Source organism: Poinsettia branch-inducing phytoplasma str. JR1 (genome assembly GCF_000309465.1).
Taxonomy (GTDB): domain Bacteria; phylum Bacillota_I; class Bacilli_A; order Acholeplasmatales; family Acholeplasmataceae; genus Phytoplasma; species Phytoplasma pruni.
Genome location: NZ_AKIK01000118.1, coordinates 1 through 681, shown reverse-complemented (window position 1 = coordinate 681; position 681 = coordinate 1). Strand labels below are relative to the sequence as shown.

Sequence of the window (681 nt, the reverse complement as noted above, 5' to 3'; positions counted from 1 at the left end):
AACTCAAATTTATCAAACAATTGCAGATTTTAAAAAAGTAGGGGCTGATATTGATGATTTAAGAAAAATTGGATTTACAGCTAAACAATTAAAAGCTGCTGGGTATACAATTCAACAATTAAAAAATGTTGGGTATACACCTTTCAAAAATGATGGATATACAATTGAAGAAATAATAGATGCTGGTTACACAACTAAACAATTAAGAGATGCTGGATTTACAGTTAAAGATTTAAAAGATTCTAAGTGGTATACAGCTCAGGAATTAATAAATTCAGCATTTATTCTTAAAAAATTAAAAGAAGCTGGGTATACGGCAAAAGAAGCAATAGATGCTGGGTATAAGTTTCGTGATTTAAGAAGTATTGGTGGGTATACAGCTAAGGAATTAAAAGATGCTGGGTGTACAATTAAACAATTAGTATATGCTGGGTATTTAAAGTTTGAATTAATAGCTGCTGGGTGTACAAATGAAGAATTATTAGAAGCTGAAAAATATTAAGTTTTTATTTCTTTCGTTAATCAATCTACATCCGTTTATCATTCTTAATTTTTTAAGAACGATAAACGGATAAATAAAAAGATAAATAAAAATTTTTATAATTTGGTTTTGTTAAATAAACACTTAAACAACTAAGACTGAATGTAAAATAATGTATTTTAATGTATAAAGCTAAGCGC

1 pseudogene is annotated in these 681 nt (G+C 27.2%); it reads left to right on the top strand.

Annotated elements, in window-relative coordinates:
* A pseudogene (locus ON17_RS03625) lies at positions 1-502 on the top strand (type IVB secretion system protein DotG/IcmE); the annotation flags it as partial.
* Positions 503-681: the final 179 nt, after the last annotated feature.